This window comes from Actinomadura darangshiensis, from assembly GCF_004349235.1.
GTDB lineage: Bacteria > Actinomycetota > Actinomycetes > Streptosporangiales > Streptosporangiaceae > Spirillospora > Spirillospora darangshiensis.
In genome coordinates, this window is record NZ_SMKY01000512.1 from 1 (window position 1) to 3,528 (window position 3,528).

At 64.3% G+C, this 3,528-nt stretch carries 7 protein-coding genes; 6 read left to right on the forward strand and 1 reads right to left on the reverse strand.

What is annotated here, in order from left to right; all coding sequences use genetic code 11:
• The 6 genes from E1293_RS45610 to E1293_RS45635 all read left to right on the forward strand — a co-directional run.
• The coding region (locus tag E1293_RS45610) for a polymorphic toxin-type HINT domain-containing protein (protein ID WP_243717529.1) at positions 1–1,059 on the forward strand (1,059 nt) is incomplete at its 5' end.
• Between the two features lie 9 nt (positions 1,060–1,068).
• A complete protein-coding gene (locus E1293_RS45615) occupies positions 1,069–1,599 on the forward strand; it encodes a hypothetical protein (protein ID WP_132206186.1) in 531 nt (176 codons plus the stop codon).
• 208 nt (positions 1,600–1,807) lie between these two features.
• The gene (locus E1293_RS45620) at positions 1,808–2,209 is read left to right on the forward strand and encodes a transposase family protein (protein WP_165978709.1); all 402 of its coding nucleotides are present in this window, start codon (positions 1,808–1,810) and stop codon (positions 2,207–2,209) included.
• A gap of 10 nt (positions 2,210–2,219) precedes the next feature.
• On the forward strand, positions 2,220–2,660 hold the full coding sequence (locus E1293_RS45625) for a transposase (RefSeq protein ID WP_243717537.1): 441 nt from the start codon (positions 2,220–2,222) through the stop codon (positions 2,658–2,660).
• A gap of 24 nt (positions 2,661–2,684) precedes the next feature.
• Positions 2,685–2,960, forward strand: a complete 276-nt coding sequence (locus E1293_RS45630) for a hypothetical protein (RefSeq protein ID WP_132206192.1) — start codon at positions 2,685–2,687, stop codon at positions 2,958–2,960.
• Positions 2,961–3,012: 52 nt separating this feature from the next.
• Complete coding sequence (locus E1293_RS45635) at positions 3,013–3,282, forward strand: hypothetical protein (RefSeq protein ID WP_132206194.1); 270 nt, start codon at positions 3,013–3,015, stop codon at positions 3,280–3,282.
• A gap of 20 nt (positions 3,283–3,302) precedes the next feature.
• On the opposite strand, the gene E1293_RS45640 is transcribed toward E1293_RS45635, so the two are convergent.
• On the reverse strand, positions 3,303–3,528 hold a 226-nt coding region (locus E1293_RS45640; RefSeq protein ID WP_207939510.1), incomplete at its 5' end, for a 2-oxo acid dehydrogenase subunit E2.

The following is a 3,528-nucleotide window of genomic DNA, read 5'->3' on the forward strand; positions in this document are numbered from 1 at the left end:
GACATCAAGAACTGCGTCACCGGGAAGAGCGCAACAGCCTGCGCCTGGGCGATCGTGGGTCTCATCCCCGTCGCCGGAAAATACGTCAGACCCGTCGCACGCGGCGTCCGGGCGATAGGGCGTGCGAATAAGGTCGCGCGGGCAGCGCGACCGGTCGAGTCGGCCGCCAGGATATGCAGCAGCTTCGTTCCTGGAACCAAGGTCATGATGGCCGACGGCAGCCAAAAGCCCATCGAAGAAATCAAGACCGGCGACAAGGTCGTGACCACCGACTCCGCAACGGGCAAAACCAGCACTGAGTCGGTATCGCAAACCATTTCTACCAAGGGCGACAAGAAACTCGTCCAGATCACCATCGACCCTCACGCATATACTCTCGCCTGGCCCTCGGGAAAGAGGTCCCAGCCCGCGTCCACCCTCCTCCACAGGCCCGCGGACTCGAAGGGCGGAACGGTCGTCGCCACTGCCACGCACCCCTTCTGGGTCGCCGGTGACATCGGTAGGTGGGTCAAGGCCACCGCTCTCGAGCCCGGCATGTGGCTCCGCGCCAGTGCCGGCACCTACGTCCAGGTCACCGCCACCAAACACACGACCGCCCACCACCAACGCGTCCACAACCTCACCATCACCCACGCGCACACCTACTTTGTGCTTGCGGGCGAGACTCCGGTTCTCGTTCACAACTGCGGCGGATCCGTCCCTCGTCACAGGACGATATGCGATTGCGCTAACGGCGGTAAGCCTGCAATGATGCGCGGGCCCACGCCGAAAGGTACGGGACTCCACAATCTGAAGATCGCCGAAGTCGCCGGCCAGGTAACGGATGGTAACGTGATCGCGGGAGGCGGTGGGCTGCCTGAGCGGGCGTTTGCCACACCCGGAGGGTTCTTGAGTTCTCGTCGCCCCGATATTCTTGTGGAGAGGCCGGACGGTAGTCTGTATGGGATTAATGTGGGAAAACAGGCAGCGCGATCCGGTGCGCCAATCAAGCGAGAAGCCGAAGCATTGCAGGATCTTGAGAATATCGGGATTTCGATGTATTTCGTTCCTTACAACTAGCGAGTCGCGATGAAGGTAACACTTCAGTTCCACGGTGATCGTCAAGAGATCTGTGCGATGGTTAGGGAGTGGGCCTGCGAGTTGGGGATGCCCCTCGTGTCGGAGCGCTTCGCGCCTTCCTATCAGGTGAAACTGGCAAGGGATGCGCCGGAAGCGAATGGAACGACGGGGTGCGGTGACGACATTGATCGCATCTCTCTGAACCCCTCTCCTGTCAACCTGGCTGCCACTTCGCCTCTCGATTACGTGAAAAAGAATCCGGACTCTCTGTTGGTCCATCTTGGTGAGCAATCTGATCTTATTCTGCGAGAGTCGTTTCTTGCGGCCATGACCGACGATGCTTCGCTCGCAAGAGTTTGGAAAAGGTTGCGAGAGCGTGCCCGGAAATCCATGTACAAGGGTGCCTGGGCGGAAAACATCAAGTCTGGTGCGCGGGCGCGGGTTGCCGGTCACTACTACACCGCGGAGGCCAGGCGGCTCGGAGAGGCAGGAGTGGTTCCGATGGGCCCGACGGACTGGGTCAAGTATCAGCTTGAATAGCTAGTGCCGCGAGTCGACGCACGCGTCCATGAACGCTGCTTCCACTGCGACCGGACAGGGCGATTTCAAGGTGGCCTGTCTGGGGCGATCATGCCTTGATGCCCGGATCGGCTGTTGTCACGCTGGGTAGCGACGACATGAAGATGGCCTTCTGTTCGGGATCATGGGAGTTGTCGAAGCTTCCATCACCCGGACAAGAAGGCCATCGGTGTCAGTCTCGCATGCCTGCTCGTTCTCGTCGCTGCTGGAGGCCCTGGAGGGCCTGACCGATCCGCGTGGTCGCCGAGGGATCCGGCATGGGCTGGTGGCGGTGCTGGCGGTGGCGGTGGTGGCAACGCTGGGCGGGGCCCGCAACTATCGGGAGATGGGGTCGGCCGCCGAGGACTTCTCCCGTGGCCTGCTGAAGCTGCTGGGGGTGCGTTGGCATCCGCTCAAGCGGCGGCGGGTCGCTGCCAGTGCCGCCACGATCCGCCGGGTGCTGATAGGGGTGGACGCCGCTGCGCTGGACCGCGTGGTCGCGGGTTGGCTGCGGGGCCCGCGCCGCCTGCGACGAAGGCGGATGGGAGATCGCGCTGGACGGCAAGGACCTGCACGGCTCGTGGGACGATGAGGGGCGGCTGGTGCTGTTCTCGGCGCTGGTGCACCGCCGCGAGGGGCAGGCCCCGGTCACTGTCGCGCAGATCGCGGTTCCCGAGGGCACCACCGAGACCACCCAGGTCAAGGCGCTGCTGGACGGCCTGGACATCGACGGTGCGGTGGTGACGATGGACGCCGCGCACACCTGCGCCAGCACCGCCCGCCACCTGGTCAAAGACAAGAACGCCGACTACCTGATGGCTGTGAAGGGGAACCGTGAAGCGCTGTACGCCGCCTGCGGCCGCGGCGCGACCGGCCTGGTATGGGGTGGGCAGGCCCTGCATGTGGTCACCGAAACCGGCCACGGCCGGATCAGCACTTGGACCACCTGGAGCACCGACCTGACCACCGGCGACGAGGTGGGGCTGCCGTATGCGGCCCGCCTGGCGGTGATCCGCCGCGACGTCACCGACCTGGCCGGGTAGCCCACCAGCAAGGAGATCGTGTTGATGGTCACCAGCCGCGCCACGATGACCAGCGCCGGCTTCCACAACCGCACCCGCGGGCACTGGTCGATTGACAACCTCGAGCACCGAGCCCGCGACACCGTGTGGCGCGAAGACGATCAGCAGGCCTACCTGGGCAACGGCCCCCGCAACACCGCCGCCCTGCGCAACCTCGGCCTCGGCGTCCTGGCCATCAACGCCATCACCAAGATCACCGAAACCGTCCAAAGGATCGGCCGCGACCACGACCGCGCCGCGCTGCTACTCAAGCTCACATAGCGTCACAACCAGCCCTCACCCACCGACTTTGAAATCGCCCTGGGAATTCGTGGTGGCCGAGTGGGTAGATTGGTGTTCGACGCTCGCGCTCGAAATCAACCAGGAGCTCGACTCCATGGCGAGTGAGGGGGAGTCCGCCGAGTCGGCATTCTATCCTGCCGGTGACCTCCCGGAGCTCACCCCGATGGAGCGCCTGGAATTGCGGGACCAGTTGCAGACTCTGGTGCTCCTCGAGAATCGCTCGGAGACCCATGACGACATCCATGCCCTCGCTCGCCAGAGTGCCGCTCGCATGGAGAACGCTCTGAGGCGAGGTGCCTGACAGGAGGTCTCGCGGGTTCGCTATGCGTGGGCTATGAGGATTGCGGGGTTTTCTACGCAGTCGGCTGCGTAGCGGAGGAAGCCGCCGACGGTGGCGCCGTCGCAGACGCGGTGGTCGAAGGTCAGGGAGAGCTGGGTTATGCGGCGGGGTACTACCTCGTCGTTGTGGACCCAGGGGCGGGGGTGGATGCGGCCTACGCCCAGGAGGGCCGCTTCGGGGTGGTTGATGATCGGGGTGGAGCCGTCC

Coding starts and splice junctions, on each gene's coding strand:
- E1293_RS45615 (WP_132206186.1), top strand. CDS start 1,069: ATGAAGGTAACACTTCAGTTCCACGGTGATCGTCAAGAGATCTGTGCG.
- E1293_RS45630 (WP_132206192.1), top strand. CDS start 2,685: ATGGTCACCAGCCGCGCCACGATGACCAGCGCCGGCTTCCACAACCGC.